This window comes from Streptosporangium sp. CA-135522, from assembly GCF_050949235.1.
Lineage (GTDB): Bacteria > Actinomycetota > Actinomycetes > Streptosporangiales > Streptosporangiaceae > Streptosporangium.
Window position 1 is genome coordinate 1,518,526 of sequence record NZ_CP192026.1, and the last position, 19,323, is coordinate 1,537,848.

At 71.1% G+C, this 19,323-nt stretch carries 18 protein-coding genes; 14 read left to right on the forward strand and 4 right to left on the reverse strand.

Annotated elements, in window-relative coordinates; all coding sequences use genetic code 11:
- Window positions 1–40 precede the first annotated feature (40 nt).
- From ACQPYK_RS07465 to ACQPYK_RS07480, 4 genes are all read left to right on the forward strand, one after another.
- Window positions 41–190 (forward strand): hypothetical protein, encoded by a 150-nt coding sequence (locus ACQPYK_RS07465; protein WP_433258722.1) that lies wholly within the window; start codon window positions 41–43, stop codon window positions 188–190.
- A complete protein-coding gene (locus ACQPYK_RS07470) occupies window positions 187–426 on the forward strand; it encodes a hypothetical protein (RefSeq protein WP_433252254.1) in 240 nt (79 codons plus the stop codon). The genes ACQPYK_RS07465 and ACQPYK_RS07470 overlap by 4 nt, the downstream gene beginning before the upstream one ends.
- Before the next feature lie 265 nt (window positions 427–691).
- Window positions 692–1,621: a glycosyltransferase family 2 protein gene (locus ACQPYK_RS07475; protein WP_433252257.1), complete on the forward strand. Its 930-nt coding sequence runs from the start codon at window positions 692–694 to the stop codon at window positions 1,619–1,621.
- Window positions 1,622–2,689, forward strand: coding sequence for a glycosyltransferase family 4 protein (locus tag ACQPYK_RS07480; RefSeq protein ID WP_433252260.1), 1,068 nt, complete (start codon window positions 1,622–1,624; stop codon window positions 2,687–2,689).
- A gap of 112 nt (window positions 2,690–2,801) precedes the next feature.
- Here the strand turns inward: ACQPYK_RS07480 and ACQPYK_RS07485 are convergent, their stop codons facing one another.
- Window positions 2,802–3,758: a lysylphosphatidylglycerol synthase domain-containing protein gene (locus ACQPYK_RS07485; protein ID WP_433252263.1), complete on the reverse strand. Its 957-nt coding sequence runs from the start codon at window positions 3,756–3,758 to the stop codon at window positions 2,802–2,804.
- A 227-nt stretch (window positions 3,759–3,985) separates the two neighbouring features.
- Between ACQPYK_RS07485 and ACQPYK_RS07490 the strand changes: the two genes are divergently transcribed.
- The 8 genes from ACQPYK_RS07490 to ACQPYK_RS07525 all read left to right on the forward strand — a co-directional run bounded on the left by ACQPYK_RS07490 (window position 3,986) and on the right by ACQPYK_RS07525 (window position 14,438).
- Entirely contained in the window at window positions 3,986–4,825 is an 840-nt protein-coding gene (locus ACQPYK_RS07490; protein ID WP_433252266.1) for a class I SAM-dependent methyltransferase, read from the forward strand.
- Entirely contained in the window at window positions 4,822–5,748 is a 927-nt protein-coding gene (locus ACQPYK_RS07495) for a lysylphosphatidylglycerol synthase domain-containing protein (protein WP_433252269.1), read from the forward strand. The genes ACQPYK_RS07490 and ACQPYK_RS07495 overlap by 4 nt, the downstream gene beginning before the upstream one ends.
- Before the next feature lie 90 nt (window positions 5,749–5,838).
- Window positions 5,839–6,960 (forward strand): glycosyltransferase family 4 protein, encoded by a 1,122-nt coding sequence (locus tag ACQPYK_RS07500; RefSeq protein WP_433252272.1) that lies wholly within the window; start codon window positions 5,839–5,841, stop codon window positions 6,958–6,960.
- Between the two features lie 17 nt (window positions 6,961–6,977).
- Entirely contained in the window at window positions 6,978–8,072 is a 1,095-nt protein-coding gene (locus ACQPYK_RS07505) for a sugar phosphate nucleotidyltransferase (protein WP_433252275.1), read from the forward strand.
- Window positions 8,073–8,141: 69 nt separating this feature from the next.
- Window positions 8,142–9,038 carry a DNA-3-methyladenine glycosylase family protein gene (locus tag ACQPYK_RS07510; protein WP_433252278.1) on the forward strand — a complete coding sequence of 299 codons (897 nt, stop codon included), beginning with the start codon at window positions 8,142–8,144 and terminating at the stop codon, window positions 9,036–9,038.
- Between the two features lie 320 nt (window positions 9,039–9,358).
- Window positions 9,359–11,938, forward strand: a complete 2,580-nt coding sequence (locus ACQPYK_RS07515; protein ID WP_433258723.1) for a bifunctional FO biosynthesis protein CofGH — start codon at window positions 9,359–9,361, stop codon at window positions 11,936–11,938.
- A gap of 77 nt (window positions 11,939–12,015) precedes the next feature.
- Complete coding sequence (locus tag ACQPYK_RS07520; RefSeq protein WP_433252281.1) at window positions 12,016–13,770, forward strand: substrate-binding and VWA domain-containing protein; 1,755 nt, start codon at window positions 12,016–12,018, stop codon at window positions 13,768–13,770.
- A 419-nt stretch (window positions 13,771–14,189) separates the two neighbouring features.
- A complete protein-coding gene (locus tag ACQPYK_RS07525) occupies window positions 14,190–14,438 on the forward strand; it encodes a hypothetical protein (RefSeq protein ID WP_433252284.1) in 249 nt (82 codons plus the stop codon).
- Between the two features lie 46 nt (window positions 14,439–14,484).
- Here ACQPYK_RS07525 and ACQPYK_RS07530 read toward each other — a convergent pair whose 3' ends face one another.
- Window positions 14,485–15,444, reverse strand: coding sequence for a LysR family transcriptional regulator (locus ACQPYK_RS07530; protein ID WP_433252287.1), 960 nt, complete (start codon window positions 15,442–15,444; stop codon window positions 14,485–14,487).
- Window positions 15,445–15,581: 137 nt separating this feature from the next.
- Here ACQPYK_RS07530 and ACQPYK_RS07535 point away from each other — a divergent pair, with 137 nt between their 5' ends.
- Both ACQPYK_RS07535 and ACQPYK_RS07540 read left to right on the forward strand, forming a co-directional pair.
- Window positions 15,582–16,295, forward strand: a complete 714-nt coding sequence (locus tag ACQPYK_RS07535) for a zinc-binding dehydrogenase (protein WP_433252290.1) — start codon at window positions 15,582–15,584, stop codon at window positions 16,293–16,295.
- 24 nt (window positions 16,296–16,319) lie between these two features.
- Window positions 16,320–16,748, forward strand: coding sequence for a nuclear transport factor 2 family protein (locus ACQPYK_RS07540; protein ID WP_433252293.1), 429 nt, complete (start codon window positions 16,320–16,322; stop codon window positions 16,746–16,748).
- Between the two features lie 104 nt (window positions 16,749–16,852).
- On the opposite strand, the gene ACQPYK_RS07545 is transcribed toward ACQPYK_RS07540, so the two are convergent.
- On the reverse strand, window positions 16,853–18,163 hold the full coding sequence (locus tag ACQPYK_RS07545) for a coenzyme F420-0:L-glutamate ligase (protein ID WP_433258725.1): 1,311 nt from the start codon (window positions 18,161–18,163) through the stop codon (window positions 16,853–16,855).
- A 5-nt stretch (window positions 18,164–18,168) separates the two neighbouring features.
- The gene (gene cofD, locus ACQPYK_RS07550) at window positions 18,169–19,149 is read right to left on the reverse strand and encodes a 2-phospho-L-lactate transferase (protein WP_433252296.1); all 981 of its coding nucleotides are present in this window, start codon (window positions 19,147–19,149) and stop codon (window positions 18,169–18,171) included.
- Window positions 19,150–19,323: the final 174 nt, after the last annotated feature.

Consider the following 19,323-nt stretch of genomic DNA (forward strand, 5'->3'; position numbering starts at 1 on the left):
GGACAGCCAGGTTCTTGCGCGCGTCAAAGCGGGTGAGACGCTGACCATCACCGAGCGAGGCGAGCCCATTGCCGTGGTCGTTCCGCTCCGACAGCCGAAGATGGTCAGGCCCGCTGTGGGATATGTGGCGAGTGGAGATCCCACTTGGGCGTCCCGTGCTGACGAGAACCTCGACGGATTCGGCGAATGATCGTTGCGGACACCGGTGCGTTTCTGGCCGCGCTCGACTCGACGGCCGCCGAACATTCGGCCTGTGTCCAGGTAATCACGCAGTTCAAGCGGCCGATGCTGATTACTCACATGGCGGTCGCCGAAACCGGCTACCTGCTGACCAAGCGATTCGGTATCACGGCGGCGAATCGTTTTCTCTCGGACGTCGCGCGAGGGGCATTCACCCTTCTACCGGCTGATTCGAAACTGCCGTAGGGGTGTTGTCATGATGCGAGAGGATCACCTCCAGAGAATCGCGGACGGTCTGGCGGCGGTCGCGGACTGGGAGCGGGAGCACGGTGTCATGACGGCCGAGGAACCGGCCGAGGCCGCGAAGACCCTTGCCGGGGCGGATCGGACAATGTTCGGGGGGAATCCAGCGCCGATCGGCCTTCGACGGTCCGGAAGACCAAGGCCGTTCTGGTCTTTACCAGGGTGATGTGCGTTCGGCTCCCGGCCGGGCAGAGTATCCTCGCCCGACGTGAGCACGCCCGAGACCTCCGAGAGTGGACCAGCTGTGGACGCAACGCCGTACGTCACGATCGTTCTGCCCTGTTACAACGAGCAGGACCATGTCATCGACGAGGTCGAGCGCATCTGCGAGGCCATGGACCGCAGCGGTTACACCTACGAGCTCGTGGCCGTGGACGACTTCTCCACCGACCAGACGCTGGCCAGGCTGCAGGAGGCCGCGCCCCGCTTCCCCAACATGCGGATCCGGGCCTTCCACCGCAACGGCGGGTCGGGCACCGTGCGCAGGATCGGCAGCCAGGAGGCGCGCGGCGAGATCGTCGTGTGGACCGACGCGGACATGACCTATCCGAACGAGCGCATCCCCGAGCTCGTCGCGATCCTGGAGAAGGACCAGACGGTCGACCAGGTCGTGGGGGCGCGCACCACCGAGGAGGGATCGCACAAGTTCCTGCGGGTGCCGGCCAAGTGGTTCATCCGCAAGGTGGCCGAGCGGCTGGCGGGACAGAAGATCCCCGACCTCAACAGCGGGCTGCGGGCGTTCCGCAAGTCGGTCGCCAGGCCGTACCTGCGGCTGCTGCCGCCCGGGTTCTCCTGCGTCACCACGATCACGCTGTCGTTCCTGTCCAACCAGCACGACGTCTACTACCTGCCGATCGAATACAGCAAGCGGGCGGGCAAGTCGAAGTTCAGCTTCGTCTCCGACGCCTACCGCTACATCCTGCAGGTGCTGCGGATGGTCATGTACTTCAACCCGCTCAAGGTCCTGATGCCGCCCGCGCTGTGGCTGATCGGCATCGGCCTGGTCAAGGGCGTCGTGGACATGGTGCGCTACGGGTTCTACCTGACCAGCAACACCATCGTGATCTTCCTGTCCGGCATGCTCATCGGGTCGCTGGCGCTGCTCGCCGACCTCATCGTGCGCTCCCGGAGCGAGTAGATGCGGATCGCGATCGTCGGACCGGCCCACCCCTACAAGGGCGGCGGGGTCGCGCACACCACGGAGCTGGCGCACCGCCTGAGAGCCGCCGGGCACGACGTGGTGATCGAGTCGTGGAGGGCGCAGTATCCCTCCTTCCTCTATCCGGGGCAGCAGACCGTGGACACCCCCGACGGCGCCCCGTTCCCCGACGTCCGTCGCGATCTCGACTGGCGGCGCCCGGACGGCTGGATCGGCTGCGGCCGGCGGCTGGCGAGTGCCGACCTGGTCATCCTCGCGGTGCTCAGCCCGGTGCAGGTCCCCTCCTACCTGGGCATCCTGTACGGCCTGCGCCGCCGGACCCGGGTCGTCGCGCTCTGCCACAACGTGCTGCCCCACGAGCGCAAGCCCTACGACACGCCCCTGATGAAGGCGTTGCTGCGCCGGGTGGACGGGGTGCTCGTCCACTCCGAGCAGCAGGCCGCGCTGGCCCGCGAGCTCGGGCCCGCCCCGGTGACGGTCGCCGAGATGGCACCGCATCTGCCGGTCCGGGCCCAGGACCGGGGCCGGGGTACGGAGGTGACGAACCGGCTGTTGTTCTTCGGCCTGGTCCGGCCGTACAAGGGGTTGGACCTGCTGATCCGTGCGCTGCCCGAGGGTGTCTCGCTGCGGGTGGCGGGGGAGTTCTGGGGCGGCCTGGAGGAGACGAAGGCGCTGATCGCCGAGCTGGGGCTGACCGGCAGGGTGGAGCTCCGGCCGGGCTATGTGGCCGATGCCGACGTGCCGGGGCTGTTCGCCGACGTCGACGCGCTCGTGCTGCCCTACCGCAGCGGGACGGCCAGCCAGCAGGTGTGGTTCGGCCATGAGCACGGGGTGCCGGTGATCGTCACCCGGGTGGGGACGCTGGGCGACCACGTCACCGACGGGGTGGACGGGCTGGTCGTCGAGCCCGGTTCGGCGCAGGCGCTCCGCGCGGCGCTGACCGCCTTCTACCGGCCGGGCGAGCCCGAACGGCTGCGCGCGGGGGTCAAGGCCGTGGATCCCGAACCCTACTGGGCCTCCTACATCCGGGCGCTGGTCTCGGGCTGAGCCGTCCGGACGGGTTTACGGACCGGTCGTCAGCCCGGGATCCTCCTGGGCCGGCCGTCAGACGGGGATCCTCCTGGGCCGGTTGTCAGGCCGGATTCCCCTGGGCCGCCTCTCAGACGGGGTTCTCCTGGGCAGGTTCCGTCCCGGCCGGCGCCGTCGCGCGGCCGCGCGACGCGCCGGGGGCCCGGCCCCACAGAAAGCCGATCCCGGCCCAGGTCAGGTCGGCCAGGGTGAAGGCCAGCCGGGACACCACCGCGGCGACCAGCGCCTTGGGGGAGTCCAGCACCGGCGCCAGCGCGAGCACCATCGCGCCCTCCCGGACGCCGATCCCGGCGGGGACGACCACGGTGAGGATGCCCGTGGCCCAGGCGAGTGTGTAGGCGCCGGTCGCCACCGGGTAGAGCGCGGCGCCGGAGGCCCCCAGGTCGGTGATCGGCAGTAGCAGGTGCATGCCGTACACCAGCCAGCCGGCGAGCGTGAGGAGGACGGCGGTGAGTACGGCCCGGCCGGTGAGCACACGCTCCAGCGGCTCCTTGCGGGCGACGCGCAGGGCCAGGTTGAGCCCGAAGGTCAGCACCCTGGGATGCAGGCAGACGGCGATGACGGGGATCGGCACCAGCAGGTACCACGCCTGGCTCATGGTCTCGCGCAGGGTCGCCGCCGCCACGAGGAGGGCGCAGCCGAGCGAGATGAGAAGGGAGAGCGAGGTGGAGCTGAACGTACGACGGGGTGGGACGCCCTGGTCGCGGCCCAACTCCATCATCGCGGCGTAGGCCCAGACGCTGCCCGGCACGTATTTGCCGAGCTGGCCGATGAAGAAGATCTTCGAGGTGATCCCGAGCGGGAGCGGCGATCCCAGGCCGGCCAGCACCGCCCGCCAGGCCAGCACCATGAGCCCGATCCCGGCCATGACCGACAGGTAGGAGCCGATGAGCGACCACCAGGACAGCCGGGAGATCGCCTCCAGGGTGCCGTCGGCGTTGCGGACCAGGCCGTACCCGAGGAAACCCAGTGCGACCAGGGCGAGCAGCACCCGGAGCAGGCGGCTTGACCGCAGTCGGCTGAGCATTCGCCAAGGGTACGACGTGGACGTTACCCGGCGGTAGGGTTCCGGCTCGCCGGTACTCTTGGGCGGCGGGCGGCCGACGGGCGTCGAACGGTCCCGGCGCGGTGCGCGCGGTCCCGGCGCGGTGCGCGCTGCGTTCCCACGCGCGCCCGCGGCACGGCGGATCGCGAGGGACGGGCGGTCCGCGCGGCGGACGGCCCGCGCGGCGGATGAGGAGTGGTGAGCGACCGATGGGCACCGAACGGGTGGCGCAACTGGCGTACTCCGAGTTCCAGGCGGCGATGCTGGACGAGGAGAAGCGCCGCCGAAAGGCCGCGAAGATCGTCGCGGTGCTCGCTCACTTCCTCGGCCGGGACAAGGACGTCCTCGACGGCCTGACGGTCGCCGACATCGGCTGCTCGGCGGGGTTCATCGCCGACGAGCTCGCCGCCGCGGGCGCGAGCCGGACCTTCGGCGTGGACATCGACGTGCCCGGCCTGCGCAAGGCGGCCGAGCGGTTCGGTGAACGGGTCGAGTTCGTGTGCGCCGACGGCACCGCGCTGCCCTTCCCCGACGGCTCCATCGACGTGCTGGTCTTCAACCACATCTACGAGCACGTGGTGGACCCCGACGCGATCATGGCGGAGATGCGCCGGGTGCTCGCCGACGACGGCGTGCTCTATCTGGGGCTGGGCAACCGGCTCGGGGTGATGGAGCCGCACTACAAGCTGCCGTTCCTGTCCTACCTGCCGCCCGCGCTGGCCGACCGCTACGTCCGGCTGTCCGGCCGGGCCGACAGCTACTACGAGCGCTACCGGACCCGTCGCGGCCTGCGCAGGATGGTGCGGGGCCTGCGGGTGTGGGACTACACCTTCCCGGTGCTCGCCACCCCGGCCGCGTTCGCCGGCTCCGAGCTGTTCCCCGGCGTGGCGGGCCGTCTGGCCGGGGGCGTGCTGGCCCGGCTGCCCCGATCCGTCCTGCGGGGGCTGCTGCCGGTGGTGCCGACCTACCTGTGGTTGGCCACCAAGAGCGCCCGCCGCCCGGCCGGGGCGTCCCTGCCCCAGCCGCCCGAGCCGGTCCGGCCCCTGTGAAACGGCTGGTCCGCGTCGCCTTCCTGCTCGTGGCACTGGGGTTCGGCGCGTGGGTGGTGGCGCGCCAGTGGGAGGAGATCCTCGCCGGGTTCGCCCGGCTGTCCTGGCGGGCGCTCGCGCTGTCGCTGGTCGCCGTGGTCGCCGCGCTGGGCGGCGGGATGATGACGTGGCGGGCGCTGCTGGCCGACCTCGGCTCCCCGCTGCCGTTCCGCCCGGCCGCGCGTGTCTTCTTCGTCGGCCAGCTCGGCAAGTACATCCCGGGTTCGCTGTGGCCGGTGCTCGCCCAGATGGAGATGGGCCGCGAGCTGGGGGTGCCCCGCTCGCGCAGCGCGGCGGCCTTCTTCCTGACGCTGCCGGTGCAGCTCGGCAGCGGACTGGTGATCTCCGGGGTGACCCTGCTGGCCGCCCTGCCGGGGTCGGCCGCGCGGTACGCCTGGGCGTTCCTGCTGATCCCGGTGCTCGCGGTGGCGTTCGAGCCGAAGGTGATCAACGCGGTCCTCGGGTTCGGCCTGCGGAAGCTGAGGCGCGAGCCGCTGGAGCGCCCGCTCACCCGCGGGGGCGTCCTCACCGCGCTGGGCTGGGCGCTGCTCGGCTGGACCGCCTACGGCCTGCACCTGGCGGCGATCATCCACGAGTTCGGGCCCTCGGGCGCCTCGATGGTCCTGTTCTCCATCGGGGTCTTCGCGCTGTCGTGGTGCCTGGGGATCATGACCTTCGTCGTCCCGGCCGGAGCCGGGGTGCGCGAGGCCGCCATGGTGGCGGTGCTGGCGCCCGTACTGGACCGCGGATCGGCGATCGCCGTGGCGCTCTGCTCCAGAATCGTGATCATCATCGGCGACCTCGTCTGCGCCGGCGCCGCGGGCCTGTCCGCGCGACGCGCCGTCGATCCCCAGCGTGATCCCGACCCCGGAAAAGCCGTGTGATTTACCCCGCGATTTCGAAGTCTCTGGCAATAGAGTGAACGGAAGAGGGGGACGGCAGTCCCGAGTGGATCTTGAGGGGAGCGATCCTTCTTGACGCCCCGAGTGCTCGTCGACGCGGCCGCGGTTCCGGCCGATCGCGGCGCGTTGATCAGATATGTCGACGGACTCGTCGCCGCGCTGGACAGGGCCGGCACCGACCTCGCGGTCGTCTGTCAGCGGGCCGACGCCGAACGCTACGCCATGCTCGCGCCCTCCGCCCGGATCCTGTCCGGACCGCCCGGGATCACCAATCGGGCCGCCCGGCTCGCCTGGGAGCAGACCGGGCTGCCGGTCCTCGCCCAGCAGGCCGGCGTCCAGGTGATCCACGCCCCTTATTACTCCATGCCGCTGCGCTCCGGCCTGCCGACCGTGGTGACCGTGCACGACGTCACCTGGTTCACCGAGCCCTCGCAGCCCGGCGCGGTCAAGGCCTCCTTCTTCCGCTCGGCCACCCGCACGGCCGTCCGGCACGCCTCCAGGGTGATCGTGCCCTCCAAGGCGACCAGGGACGAGCTGATCCGGGTGCTCGCCGCCGACCCCACCCGCATCGACGTCGCCTATCACGGTGCGGACCCGGCGCTGTTCCACCGGCCCTCCGAGCAGGAGGTCAGGCACGCCGCCGACCGGCTCGGCCTGCACGGCACCCCCTACGTGGCCTTCCTCGGCCCGCTGGAGCCGCGCAAGAACGTCCCCAATCTCGTCCGCGGCTTCGTGCGGGCCGTGCGGGATCTCCCCGACCCTCCCGCACTGGTGCTGGCCGGCGGCCTGCGCGACGCCGACGTGGACGCCGCGGTCGGGGAGGCGCCCTCCACCGTGAAGGTGCTGCGTCCCGGTTATCTGGCCTTCACCGATCTGGCCGGGTTCCTCGGCGGCGCGCTCGTGGCGGCCTTCCCCTCGCGCGGCGAGGGCTTCGGGCTTCCCGTGCTGGAGGCCATGGCCTGCGGGGCGCCGGTGCTCACCACGCACCGCACCTCGCTGCCCGAGGTGGGCGGCGACGCCGTCGCTTACACCGAGCCCGACGACGCCAGCATCGCCGACGCGCTGCGGGAGCTGCTGTCCTCGCAGGAGCGCCGCGCGGCCCTGTCCGCGGCGGGGCTGGCCCGATCCAGGGAGTTCACCTGGGACGCTTCTGCCGAGGCCCACATGGTCTCGTATCAACGTGCTGTCGAATAGTGAGCTAACCTCGCGGAATGACGGAGACCCCTTTGCCGGAACTTGAGGCGATTCTCCTTGTCGGAGGACAGGGGACACGCCTGCGTCCGCTGACGCTCGGCACCCCCAAGCCGTTGCTGCCCACCGCTGGGGTTCCCTTCCTCGCCCACCAGCTGGCGAGGGCCCGTTCGTTCGGCGTGCGGCGCATCGTGTTCGCCACCTCCTACCGGGCGGAGATGTTCTCCGAGGCGTTCGGGGACGGCTCGGCGTTCGGGCTCTCGCTCGAATACATGACCGAGGAGACCCCGCTCGGCACCGGCGGCGCCATCCGTAACGCCGCCGAGGCGCTGACCTGCGGCCCCGACGCGCCGGTGCTGGTGCTCAACGGCGACATCCTGTCCGGCCACGACATCGGCGACCAGGTCGCCCGGCACATCGAGCGGCAGGCCGCGCTCACCCTGCACCTGACCGAGGTGGACGACCCCACGCGCTTCGGCTGCGTGCCGACCGACGACGAGGGGCGGGTGACCGCCTTCCTGGAGAAGACCCCGAATCCGGTCACCAACCGGATCAACGCCGGCTGCTACGTCTTCACCCGCTCGGTGATCGACTCGATCCCGGCCGGCGAGGTCGTCTCGGTCGAACGTGAGACCTTCCCCGGCCTGATCGAGTCCGGCGCACTGGTGCTGGGCTACGCCGACGCCTCCTACTGGCTCGACGTGGGCACGCCCGCGGCCTTCATCAAGGGCTCGCGCGACCTGGTCCTCGGCCGGCTCGCCTCGCCGGCCCTGCCCGGTCCCACCGGTGACTTCCTCGCGCTGGCCGGCGCCAAGATCTCGGCCGAGGCCAAGGTCGACGGCGGTTCGGCGGTCGGCGCCCGCGCGATCGTGGAGTCGGGCGCCCAGGTCTCCGGCAGCGTGCTCGGCGACGACTGCGTGATCCACTCGGGGGCGGTCGTGACCGATTCGGTCATCGGTATCGGCGCCCGCGTCGCCTCTGGAGCGATCCTGCACGAGGCCGTCATCGGCGACGGCGCGATCGTGGGTCCCGGCAACGAGCTCGTGGCGGGCAGCCGCATCTGGCCCGGCGTCGTGCTTCCCGAGTGCGCCGTCCGCTTCTCCAGCGACGTCTGATCCTCCTGCGCTCCGGGCAGATGCGGTGAAGGCGCGACGGATGTCCCGCGAGGGCGCGGGTGGGGTGCGATGAGGGAGCGGCAGTGGCGTCCGGAGCGGCCGCTCGACCTTGAGCTGACCCTCGGCCCGCATCGGCACGGGGGCGGCGATCCCACGTGGCGCAGGACACCCGACGGGATGATCTGGCGGACCTCGCGGACACCGGACGGTCCCGGAACGCTACGGGTGATCGCCCGGCGCGGGCAGGTCGACGCCGCCGCCTGGGGGCCGGGGGCCGGATGGCTGCTGGAGACGCTTCCCGCGATGCTCGGCGTCGACGACGACGTCTCGGGGTTCGTTCCCGAGCACGCCGTGGTCCGCGATGCGGCCAGGCGTCACGAGGGGCTGCGAATCGGGCGGACCTTCCGGGTGCTGGAGGCCCTGGTGCCCGCGGTGCTCGAACAGAAGGTCGTCTCCAGCGAGGCCTGGCGGGCGTGGCGGTGGCTGCTCACCCGGTACGGCGAGCCCGCGCCGGGCCCGGCGCCCGAGGGAATGCGGGTCTTTCTCGAGCCTGAGACGTGGCGGTCGATCCCGTCGTGGGACTGGCACCGGGCGGGGGCGGAGGCCGTACGGGCGCGGACCATCGTGAACGCCGCGCGGCACGCTTCGAAGCTGGAGGCCGCAGGGGGCAGCGCCGAGGCGGACCGGCTGTTGCGGGCGCTGCCCGGGGTCGGGGTGTGGACCTCCGCCGAGGTGCGGCAGCGGTCGCACGGTGACGCGGATGCGATCTCGGTGGGCGACTATCACCTGCCCTCGCTGGTCGGCTGGTCGCTGACCGGGCGGCGAGCCGACGACGCGGGGATGTTGCGGCTGCTGGCGCCCTACCGGGGACACCGGCACCGGGTCAGCCGGCTGCTGGGACTGAGCGGTGCGCGACCGCCCGCTCGGGGACCGCGGATGCCCGCACGAGACTACCGCTCGTTCTGATCAGAAGGGGCTCGGGGAAGGGCTCGACGGCCCGCCAGTCGCGGCTGTCGCGCGTGTCCGCTCCGACCAGCGGGGCGAGGACGGCCAGCGCGGCGAGGACGAGAAGAAACCAGATCATTTTCGGCTCCTGGACGGTGGGTGATGTCCGGTTGACGCTTTTATTGTATGTAACCGCAAGCATTTATGTCTATCGAGACTTGCTTGGCCTGACTCATTAGCAATGCTGAAGAGTGGGTGTCGGTAAATAGGTACCCGCCTCCGGTTACCTTGGGTGCGCGCCGTAATGTGCGCTCATGAGCGTGAACCCCACCGATACCGCGATGCGCAGGGCCCTGGCCCGCGCTCGCGACGGAAAAGCTCTCGACCTGACCGAGGCCACCGTTCTGCTGCACGCCAGAGACGCCCATCTCGACACCTTGCTCGAACACGCGGGACGGGTCAGGGACGCGGGCCTGGAGGCCGTCGGACGACCAGGGGTCGTCACCTACAGCCGCAAGGTCTTCATCCCGCTGACCCGGCTCTGTCGCGACCGATGTGGGTACTGCACGTTCGCCACCGCCCCGCACAAACTGGAGAGCATGTACCTCGGCCCCGACGAGGTGCTGGAGATCGCCAGGCAGGGCGCGGCCATGGGATGCAAGGAAGCGCTGTTCACCCTGGGCGACCGGCCGGAGGACCGCTGGCCCCAGGCCCGCGAGTGGCTGCACGCGCACGGCTACGACGACACCCTGTCCTACGTCCGCGCGATGTCCGTCCGGGTGCTGGAGGAGACCGGGCTGCTGCCGCACCTGAACCCCGGGGTCATGACCTGGCAGGACCTGCAGCGGCTCAAGCCGGTCGCGCCGTCGATGGGCATGATGCTGGAGACGACCTCGCGGCGGCTGTTCGAGGAGAAGGGGCAGCCGCACTACGGCTCGCCGGACAAGGACCCCGCGGTACGGCTGCGCGTGCTGGAGGACGCGGGACGGACGAACGTGCCGTTCACCAGCGGCATCCTCATCGGCATCGGCGAGACGATCGAGGACCGGGCCGAGTCGCTGTTCGCGCTGCGCAAGGTGGCGCGCGAGTACGGCGGGCTCCAGGAGATCATCGTCCAGAACTTCCGCGCCAAGCCGGACACCGCCATGCGCGGCATGCCGGACGCCGACCTGCAGGAGCTGGCCGCCACGATCGCGGTGACCCGGCTGGTGCTGGGACCCAAGATGAGGGTGCAGGCGCCGCCGAACCTGGTCGACTCCGAGTACGAGCTGATGATCAGAGCGGGCATCGACGACTGGGGCGGCGTCTCCCCGCTGACGCCCGACCACGTCAATCCCGAACGTCCCTGGCCCCAGATCGACGACCTGGCCGCCCGCACGGCCGCCGCCGGGTTCACACTGCGGGAGCGGCTGACGATCTACCCCGAGTTCGTGCTGGCCGGGGAGCCCTGGCTCGACCCCCGGCTCAACGCGCACGTGGCGGCCCTGGCCGACCCGGAGACCGGGCTCGCCCGCGAGGACGCGGTCCTCACCGGCCGTCCCTGGCAGGAGCCGGACGGCGGCTTCGTCTCCACGGGACGCACCGACCTGCACACGACCGTCGACACCGAGGGCCGCACCGGCGACCGCCGTGACGACTTCGACCACGTCTACGGCGACTGGGACGCGCTCAAAGAGCGCCTCCCCGCGGCGCCCGCCGCGATCTCCGCGCCCGCCGTACGGCTCGGAGAGGTCCGGGAGGCCCTGCGGCAGGCGGCCGACGACCCGGCCGGGCTGACCGACGCGCAGGCGCTCGCCCTCCTCGACGTCGCCGGTGACCCCGACGGCGTGGGAGCGGACGACGCGGCGCTGGAGGAGCTGTGCCGGATCGCCGACGACCTCCGCAGGGAGGCGGTCGGCGACGACGTGACCTACGTGGTGAACCGCAACATCAACTTCACGAACGTCTGCTACACCGGCTGCCGCTTCTGCGCCTTCGCGCAGCGCCGCACCGACGCCGACGCCTACACCCTGAGCCTGGAGCAGGTCGCCGACCGGGCCTGGGAGGGATGGCAGGCCGGGGCGACCGAGGTGTGCATGCAGGGCGGGATCCATCCGGACATGCCCGGCAGCGCCTACTTCGACATCGCCAGAGCGGTCAAGGCGCGGGTGCCGGAGATGCACGTCCACGCCTTCTCTCCGATGGAGGTCATCAACGGCGCCAGCCGTACGAACCTGTCCATCGAGGACTGGCTGATCGCGGCCAGGGAGGCGGGCGTCGACTCGCTTCCCGGCACCGCGGCCGAGATCCTCGACGATGACGTGCGCTGGGTGCTGACCAAGGGCAAGCTGCCCACCAAGGAGTGGGTCGAGGTCGTCTCCACCGCGCACCGGGTCGGCATCCCGACGACGTCCACGATGATGTACGGCCACGTCGACACCCACGCCCACTGGGTCCAGCACATCCGGCTGATCCGCCGCATCCAGGAGGAGACCGGCGGGTTCTCCGAGTTCGTGCTGCTGCCGTTCGTCCACCACAGCTCGCCCATCTACCTGGCCGGGATCGCCCGGCCCGGCCCGACCGCGCGGGAGAACCGGGCCGTGCACGCGCTGGCCCGGATCCTGCTGCACGGCGCGATCTCCAACATCCAGTGCTCCTGGGTGAAGCTCCAGGACGGCCTGTGCCGTCAGGTGCTCCAGGGCGGGGTCAACGACCTCGGCGGCACCCTGATGGAGGAGACGATCAGCCGGATGGCGGGTTCGGAGAACGGCTCCTTCAAGACGATCAGCGACATCGCGGCCATGGTCGCCCCGACCGGCCGGCCGCTGCGGCAGCGGACCACCTCCTACGGCGTGCCGAGCGAGGACCGGCTGGCCGCGGCGGCGGCGAGCGATGGAGTTTGTCAAAGTGTGCGTAACTTCGTACCGCTGGGCCGTCTATAACAAGTTCTCTATTGACTTGCGCGACGTGCGGGGTTCATTGGGACAATCGTCATTTCCCTGAAGCGAGAGGTCCCCGCGTGCCCTCTTCCGGTCGACACCGCGTGGCCGCCGGCGCCGAGACGCGCCGGCGGCAGGTGCGTCTGAGTCTGTCGCTGGCGGCGGTCGCGATCGCGGTCGCCCTGGTGGGAAGCCTCGTGCTGGTGCTCGGTCCGGGAGAGGGCCGCTGTTCGAGCCGGGACCCGGTGCTGGTCGGCGTCGCCGCCGCGGTGGACATCGCGCCGACCGTCATGGACGCCGCGGAGCGGTTCAACCGGAGCGGGACGGGCGCCGAGGGCCGGTGCGTTCTGGTACAGGTCACAGAACAGCCGCCCGCCACCGTGCTGCGCACCCTGATCGGCGACACCGCCGGGGTGCTCGGCGAGCGCCCCGACGGCTGGATCACCGACTCCTCGGCCTGGATCCGACTCGCGCGCAAGCAGGGGGCCGGCGACCTGGCGGGCACCGAGACCGTGATGGCGACCTCCCCCCTGGTCTTCGCCACCCGCAGGTCCCTCGCCCAGCGCTTCGCGGTCGGCAAGACCGACATGAACTGGCGAATGGTCTTCCCGCCGACCACCCGGGGCCGGATCCAGCCCACCGACGACGAGCCCGACGTGGTGCGGGTGCCGGACCCCTCGCTCGCCGGGGCCGGGATCGCCACGGTGGCGGCGGCCAGGGACGTCGTCGGCACCGGCGCGGACGCCGACCGCTCGCTCACCGCGTTCGTCCGCTGGGCCCAGGCGGGGTCGGCGCCCGACTACCGGAGCATGCTCGCCGCGGTCGACGACCGCTCCTTCTGGCGGCGCCCGGTGGTGATCGTCCCCGAGCAGTCGGTGTGGACGCACAACCGCCTGCCGTCCGACGACCCCGTGGTCGCGCTGCATCCCCGCGAGGGCACCATCAACCTGGACTACCCCTACGTGGTCACCTCCGCCGACCGGGTCAAGGCGGCCGGGTCGCGGGCCTTCGCCGCCTGGCTGCGCTCCCCGGAGATCCAGGACGCCGTACGGCGGGCGGGCTTCCGCTCGGCCGACGGCACCCGGGGACCGTACTCGCCCGGACCGGAGATCCCCACCGAGGCGCCCCGCACCCGCCCGACCATCCTGCCGGCGATGATCGACGAGGCGCTGGAGGCGTGGAGCAGGCTGGCGCCGCCGACCAACATCCTGGTCCTGGCCGACACGGGCAGGCACATGGCCCAGCCGATCAAGGGGGAGAAGGGCAGGACCAAGCTCACCGTGGCGCTCGAAGCGGCCAGGCTGGGCCTGCAGCTCTTCCCCAACTCCACCCGCATGGGCATGTGGGAGTTCGCCGCGGCCAAGGGCGGGGACCACCGCGAGCACGTAAGGCTCGGCCCGATCCTGGAGCCCGACCGCGGCCAGGTCATCCGGCGCAGCCGTCTGGAGGAGTTGACCCGGACCCTGCGCGCCGACCCGAAGCTGCCCAGCTCCCTCTACGACTCGATCCTGGCCGGCTTCCGCGAGGTGACCGACTCCTACGACGAGCGGATGAACAACACCCTGCTGGTCATCACCGCGGGCAAGGACGACGGCAAGGGCCGATCGAGCGGCGAACTGGTGGACGCGCTGCGCAAGGAGTGGAAGCCGGAGCGTCCCGTCCAGATCGTCGTGCTCGCCTTCGGCGACGACCTCGACCGCGCCGTCCTCGGCCAGGTGGCGAGCGTCACCAACGGCTCCCTGCACGTCGCCCAGGAGCCCAAGGAGATCATCGAGGTCTTCCTGTCCGCCCTGGCCCGCCGCCTGTGCCATCCGACCTGCGCCAAGGCGCCGTGACCGCCTCAGGGACGCCGCGTACGGCCTGAGCCGCATACAGGGGTCGTGTACGGGCCGAGCCGCGTACGGGCTGAGCCGCGTGTGGGCAGGGCCGCGTACAGGGCCGCGTACGGGCTGAGCCGCGTACAGGGTCGCGTGCCGGGCCGGCGACGGCCCGGCCGGGCGGCGCCCACCGGCGTGGGCGGCTTACCTCGGGGAGATCAAAGAAGACGTTTCCTAGCCATTCTGTAGTCATTGGCCTACTCTTAGTGACGAAATCCTGCTTCCCATTAGGTAGGAGTGCGCCGATGGACAGCCCAGACGGTCGAATCATGATGCTCATCGTGATCGCGACGATCGTGTTCGCCATCGCCCGGCTCTCGTAGCCGTTCACACGCCCCGGTCACGAGATCCTGCTTTTCCTGGCGAGGAGTGCATCCTTGGACAACTCGAACGGCCCGGTCCTGCTCGTCATCATGATCGCGATCGTCCTGTTCGTCGTCGGGCGACGGTTCCAGCGGACGGTGGACACCTGGGCGGGATGGGGCAAGGCGATCCAGGCGGTCGCCGAGGCGGCGGCGAAGGTCCCGGGGGCGAAGTCGGCGGCGTGGGCGGCGGTCCGCGGCATGATCGTGGTCGGCCTGTGGACAGCCGCCCTGCTGGCGGTGATCGTGATCGCGATCCGCTAGCCGGGTCCGGCCCGCCGGACCGGGTGGCCGATCGCCACGGGAGACCTCACCGGCTCCTGCGGGAGAGGAACTCGGCATGGTCGGCGTCGGACAGCCAGTCCCGCTCGGGACTGTAGTCGAGCCATCGGCGCCGGGAGGCGGTCTCGGCGAACTCTCGCAGAAGGACGCCGAGAAGCGGGTGCTGATCCTGGGTGCGCCACATCAGCGACCAGGCGTAGAGCGGGGTCGGGCCGGTCAACGGGATCGCCCGTACACCCGCGCCATCGGGTAAGGAGCTGTCGGCGGGCAGGAGGGAGAAGCGCCGCGGGTCGGTTCGGACATGGTCGAGGAAGTGGTCGAGCCCCAGGTTGACCCCTCCGGACTCCGTCGGGATCGCGAAGTGTTCCGCGAAACGCTTGAGAAAGTCGAGCCGGTCGAGCGCGGGCCCCCACAGGACGCTGTCGCGCAGGTCCGCCGGACGCAGCTCGGCCGCGCCGGCGAGCGGATGATCCGTGCTGAGGACGGCGTCGAGTGGTTCGAGCCGGGACAGCCGGTGGGTGAGCGCGTCCTCCCGCGGGTCCCCGGTCGGGTGTACACGGCCGAAGCCGACGTCGATCTCCGCCCGTGACAGCGAGTTGATCGCGGCGGGCAGGTCGCGGCTGAAGCCGAGTTCGACCCCGAGCTTCGGCAGGAGATCGATGACGTTGCGCACCGTGCGCAACGGGGAGTAGAGGTGACCCCACACGTCGATCCGCAACGGCCGTTCCTCGTGACGGGCCGCCGTCACGGCGAGGTCGGCGGCCGTGAGGGCCTTTCTGGCGGGCTCCAGGAAGCGATGCCCGGCCTCGGTGAGGTCGACCGAGTGTCTCCCCCGGAGGAACAGGCGGACACCGAGTGTGTCCTCCAGACGGGCGATCCTCTTGGACAACGCCTGCTGGGTGAGGAACAGCCGCTCGGCGGCCCGCCCGAAGTGCAGCTCCTCTGCGGTCACGACGAAGGCGCGCGTCTGAGCGAGGTCCAGATCCACGGCTCTCACCTTTGCCGACAACCGTCAGTTGTCAAACCGGCCGGACAGCTGTTGGACCCTCGAACGGAGGCTCGGGTGTTCTGTTACCCGGCCGGCCGAATCGGGATGACCGGCCGCCTGACGGATCGAGGAGACCCATGAAAGCGCTGCTGCCGACCGGCGGGACCGAAGCCACGGTGGCCATCGGCGAGGACGACCACCCCGAGCCGCGGGCGGACGAGGCGCTGGTGAAGGTCGAGGCGTTCTCGGTCAATCGCGGCGAGACGTTTCAGCTGGAGGCGCCGCGGTCCGGCTGGCGACCCGGCAAGGACATCGCCGGCCTGGTCGTGCAGGCCGCGGCGGACGGATCGGGTCCGGCCGCGTGCCGGCGGGTCGTCGGCCACCCGCCCGCGGCGGGCTGGGCCGAGATCACCGCCGTCACCTCTTCGGCCGAGCGCGGCGGCAGGCTGACGGAGCTGGGCGCGGCCGCCGTCATCCACGACCTCGCCGACGCCGACGGGACCTACGATCTCGTCCTGGAGTCGACCGGAGGCGAGAACCTGCCGCTCGCGCTGGCCCGGCTGGCCCGTCGAGGCGCGCTGATCTGGTTCGGGCAGGCCGGCCGCAGGCCCGTCACCCTGGACTTCTTCGATTTCTTCAAGGGGCCGGAGTCGGCGACGCTGCGACACTTCCACTACGCCGACTCCGACACCCCCTACGGCGAGGACCTCGCCACGCTGGTCCGCCTGGTCGCCACCGGACGCCTGCATCCCGAGCTCGGCCTCGTCGCCGACTGGGCCGAAACCGCCCACGTTCTCACCGAATTGCGCGAGCGCCGCATCCGCGGCAACGCCGTCCTCACCATTTCCTGACATCACTTCACCAAGGAGACTGATATGACCGTCATCGACCCCAAGGCCGTTGTCGTCCGCTACGTCGAGGCCGTACGGGACGGAGACCTGGCCACGATCCGCGCCAGCTTCGCCGAGGACGCGACCTGGGATTACCCCGGGGACGTGCCGCTGTCGCGGACGTGGCGGGGCCGCGACGCCATCGTCGACGACTTCCTCGGCGGCACCGGCGCCCTGCTGCGGCCGGGCACGCCGGTGCTCATCGAGCTGACCAACGTCATCGGCGAGGGAGAGCAGGTCGTGGCCGAGTGGAGGTCGCAGGCCACGACCAGGAGCGGCGGGGCATACGACAACCGCTGCCTCGGCGTCTTCACCGTACGAGGGGGAGAGATCATCTCGGTGCGCGAGTACGCGGACACGCAGCATGTCGAGCATGTCCTGTTCGCGGCGTCTCCCGCGGAAGACCACGCGTAGGGACGCCGGGCATCCGCCCTCCGGATCAGGGGCCGGCGCCGGTGGGACCGATCAGGGACACGTGCCCACCGTATTCGTCCTCCGCACCAGGGGCCGGCGTGACGCTAGCGGACGGCGATGAAGTCGGCGGCCCGCCTCGGCGCGCGGTCGCGCGGCGGAGCGGCCGGATGGCCGATCGCCACGGTGCCCATGGGGTCCCAGTTCGAGGGCAGGTCGAGCACCTCGCGGACCACGTCGCGGCAGAACATGGTGGAGGACACCCAGGCCGAGCCCAGGCCCTCCATCGCGAGCTGGACCAGGAAGTTCTGTACCCCGGCGCCCGTGGCGACCACGAACATCTCCCGCTCGGCCGCGTTGCGCCGCGCGTCGCGATAGGTGTGCGAGCCGTCCATGACCAGGCAGGGCACCGCGAGGTACGGCGCCGCGCGCAGTACGTCTCCGCGCCGGACCCGCTTGGCGATCGACTCCTCGGAGAAGCCGTCACCGCGCAGGTCGGCGATCCACGCCTCACGCATGGCGTCGAGCAGCTTCTCCCGGATCCCGGCCGACTCCAGCAGGACGAAGCGCCAGGGAGTCGTGTGGTGCGGGGCGGGCGCGGCGATCGCGGCGTCCACCGCCCGGCGGACCTTGGCCCCGTCCACCGGCGTGTCGGAGAACTCGCGGATGGTACGGCGGGCGAAGACCACGTCGCGCGAGCCGTAGCGGAACATGTCGTCCTCGGACTGGCGGACCAGCTCACGGACCCCGGGGCCGTCCTCCTCGGTGGTGTATTCCGCCAGGCCCCGGATCACCGCCACCGGGGTCTGCGCGAGCTTGCCCTTGACCAGGTCCCCGGCCGCGGCGAACTCGTCGGCGATCGCGGTCAGGGTGACCTCCAGGGCGTTGCCGTGGTCGTCGGACATGCCCCGGTAGTCGAGCGCGGGGGTCACTCCGGCCACCCCGATGGCGAGGTCGGTCTGGCCGTTGCGCCAGGGGCGGCCGAAGGTGTCGGAGACGACCACGCCGACCGACACGCCGAGCCGCCGCCGGATGCTCGTCCGGACGGCCACGGCGGAGGCGTCGGGGTCGACGGGCAGCAGCACGACGCTGCCGGGCTCGGTGTTGGAGGCGTCCACCCCGGCGGCGGCCATGACGAACCCGTGCGCGGTCTGCGCGATCACCGTCTCACCCCGGCGGGCGACGACCCGTGTGGTCTCGGCGGCGATGGCCTCGCCGCGGCCGATGTCCCGGCGGACCCGGCCCTCGGCCTTGCTGGAGATCTTCGAGGTGACCACGAGGATGTCGCCGTCGCGCAGGCCGGGCGCGGCGGCGGCGATCAGCTCGCCGACGTCGTCACCCTCCTGCACCTCGGGGATGCCGAGGATCGGGAAGATCTCCAACCTCGCTTCGGCCCGGTCGTCCCGGGCGCGTCGGATCCTGCTCACCGCACGTCTCCGCCCTGCGGCGCGCCGGAGGCGCCACGGTGGGCGGCGAGCTCCGCGGCCAGGTCGAGGGACGCCTGGGCGATGGCGGCCGCCGACTCGACGTCATGCATGATCAGGGGGCGCGCCTCGACGCGGACGCCGTCGAGCCGGACTCCGGCGTCCTCCTCGGCGACCAGCCAGCCGTTCACCAGCGGCGAGCCGTACAGCTCCAGGACCGCCTGGGCGGTGGTGTCCACGCCGATCGCGGTGAGACAGGCGTCGGCCATGCCGCGGACCGGGGCGCCGCCGACGATGGGGGAGACGCCGACGACCGTCTTGGGCTCCAGGGCCTCGCGAACGCCCTTGATCTGCAGGATCGTGCCGATGCTGACCACCGGGTTGGACGGCGGCAGGATCACCACGTCGGCCTCGGCGATGGCCTCCAGGACGCCGGGGGCGGGACGAGCCTGGTCCGCGCCGACCAGGATGATCTGCTCGGCCGGGACGGAGGCGCGCAACCGCACCCACCACTCCTGGAAGTGGACGGCCCGGCGCCCCTGCTCGTCGGAGATGACCACGTGGGTCTCGGTCCGGTCGTCGCTCATCGGGATCAGCCGCACGCCCGGCTGCCAGCGCGCGCACAGCGCCTCGGTGACCGCCGACAGGGGGTAGCCGGCCTTGAGCATCTGGGTGCGCACGATGTGGGTGGCGAAGTCGCGGTCGCCCAGACCGAACCACTGCGGCTCGACGCCGTAGGCGGCCAGCTCCTCCTTGACGGCGTGCGTCTCGTCCTGCCGGCCCCAGCCTTGCTCCTCGTTGATCCCGCCGCCCAAGGTGTACATCACGGTGTCCAGGTCGGGGCAGACCTGTAAGCCGTAGAGGGTGATGTCGTCACCGGTGTTGCCGATGACGGTGATCTCTGAGTCGGGGGCGGCGGCGAGCAGGCCGCGCAGGAAACGGGCGCCGCCGATTCCACCGGCGAGGGACACAATGCGCATGCCGTCCAGTCTTCCACTGCCTCGAAGGCATCGCTCCGAAGGGGCACGAGACCCCGGGGAGAGCGCCTTGTCGTGATCGTTACGAGGGATGTCTTCGCTGGCAGAGTTGCCTAGGGGGGTTCCTGAAATATACGCCAATAGGGTGCAATGAAACACATATGGGATTCGTGGGGT

Excerpts from the sequence above, each read along its gene's own strand:
- ACQPYK_RS07540 (WP_433252293.1), top strand. The coding sequence starts at position 16,320 with ATGACCGTCATCGACCCCAAGGCCGTTGTCGTCCGCTACGTCGAGGCC.
- ACQPYK_RS07480 (WP_433252260.1), top strand. The coding sequence starts at position 1,622 with ATGCGGATCGCGATCGTCGGACCGGCCCACCCCTACAAGGGCGGCGGG.
- ACQPYK_RS07485 (WP_433252263.1), bottom strand. The coding sequence starts at position 3,758 with ATGCTCAGCCGACTGCGGTCAAGCCGCCTGCTCCGGGTGCTGCTCGCC.
- ACQPYK_RS07490 (WP_433252266.1), top strand. The coding sequence starts at position 3,986 with ATGGGCACCGAACGGGTGGCGCAACTGGCGTACTCCGAGTTCCAGGCG.
- cofD (WP_433252296.1), bottom strand. The coding sequence starts at position 19,149 with ATGCGCATTGTGTCCCTCGCCGGTGGAATCGGCGGCGCCCGTTTCCTG.
- ACQPYK_RS07535 (WP_433252290.1), top strand. The coding sequence starts at position 15,582 with ATGAAAGCGCTGCTGCCGACCGGCGGGACCGAAGCCACGGTGGCCATC.
- ACQPYK_RS07505 (WP_433252275.1), top strand. The coding sequence starts at position 6,978 with ATGACGGAGACCCCTTTGCCGGAACTTGAGGCGATTCTCCTTGTCGGA.
- ACQPYK_RS07510 (WP_433252278.1), top strand. The coding sequence starts at position 8,142 with ATGAGGGAGCGGCAGTGGCGTCCGGAGCGGCCGCTCGACCTTGAGCTG.
- ACQPYK_RS07515 (WP_433258723.1), top strand. The coding sequence starts at position 9,359 with ATGCGCAGGGCCCTGGCCCGCGCTCGCGACGGAAAAGCTCTCGACCTG.
- ACQPYK_RS07470 (WP_433252254.1), top strand. The coding sequence starts at position 187 with ATGATCGTTGCGGACACCGGTGCGTTTCTGGCCGCGCTCGACTCGACG.